Below are 1,289 nucleotides of genomic sequence, written 5' to 3'. Positions count from 1 at the left end.
CAGTCGGGTTTATCACGCGCCCGATGTGATCACCCAGCGTAAAAATCTGGTTGCCGCCTGTGAGACAGGCTCGACAGGCACATTAATCCATCCCACGCTGGGTGAATTAACGGTCAGTGTGACAGAGAGCGGTCTGCGCATGAATGAGAGTGCCGAGTTCGGGCGGGTATTCGAATTCACCCTGACGGTCATCGAATCCGGGCTGCAGGTTTTTGCGGTTACCAACAGCACAAAATCCGCGACCGGGGTTAAAAATCATTGGTTGCGGACATATACCACCATGCTGGCGAAATATGTTTCGGCCATCAGGGGTGAGATCCGTTCAGTCGTGCAGGGAATGAAAACCATCAAAGCGACGGCTAATCAGTGGATTGGCATGGTGACCCGCTCTGTGGATGAGGTGACGAATCTCAGCGATATGCTGAAAACAACGTTTGGCAGTGAGCGTTACGGGCGCTATCAACGCGGGAAAATTGGCGGTGCGGTATCCGGTGCCACGGGCATCAGGTCGCGTGATAACCAGACCCGCCATGAGGCTGAAATCGTTCAACAGACCACGGCGGCCGTGGTGATGGGGCGTAAATCCATCGCCGAATCTGTCGATAAAATGGCGCATTCGTTGACTGTGGAGGGATTCAGTCAGGCAGCGCAGGGCGTCGTGGGTGCGATTATCCGTTCAGCGGGCAGCACGGACGAGAAAATCGCTATTTTTGAACATTTGTCATCATTTCAAAATACCCGGTATCAACCGGGTTCTGTTGATCGCCATGTGACTGACATGACGGTTTTATTACTGGTTGTGTTATCTGCCGGGGCAATGGCTCAGGTTGCCAGTGAGTTTACGCCGGCAAACAATCAGGAGGCGAACGAACTGCAACGGCGTGTATGCAATGCGCTGGATATTGCCCTGGTTCAGTCGGGCGATTTGGGTATGGATGAGGTTTATGAGGCATTAATGTCTCTGCGATATGAATTTGTCGCCAGTGCAGAACTGAACGGCGCTGAATCAGGCCGGCTGGCTCAGTTCAATTTGCCGACAATATTACCGGTATTGAATGTGGCCAACCGGATTTATCAGGATGCCGGTCGCAGCGATGAACTGGTTCAGGCCACCCATCCTCGTCATCCGGCCTTTATGCCGGTCAAATTTACGGCGTTGCGGAAATGAAAAATAACTCAAATGAACTCTCATTGGTGATTGGCGGCAAACGGATTTATGGCTGGGACAGTATTCGCGTGACGCGTGGTATCGAACGGTTGCCGTCTGATTTTGAACTGATGCTGATGGA

2 protein-coding genes are annotated in these 1,289 nt (G+C 52.4%); both read left to right on the top strand.

What is annotated here, in order from left to right:
• On the top strand, nt 1-1,168 hold a 1,168-nt coding region (locus tag PSI23_RS21430), incomplete at its 5' end, for a DNA circularization N-terminal domain-containing protein (protein ID WP_273556966.1).
• Nucleotides 1,165-1,289 (top strand): phage baseplate assembly protein (locus PSI23_RS21425; RefSeq protein WP_373567370.1); only part of this gene is annotated, 125 nt, incomplete at its 3' end. The genes PSI23_RS21430 and PSI23_RS21425, both read left to right, overlap by 4 nt.

It is taken from the genome of Xenorhabdus yunnanensis (genome assembly GCF_028598805.1).
Classification (GTDB): Bacteria; Pseudomonadota; Gammaproteobacteria; order Enterobacterales; family Enterobacteriaceae; genus Xenorhabdus; species Xenorhabdus yunnanensis.
The sequence above is the reverse complement of the archived record's forward strand: the minus strand, read 5'-3'. Positions and strand labels throughout refer to the sequence as shown.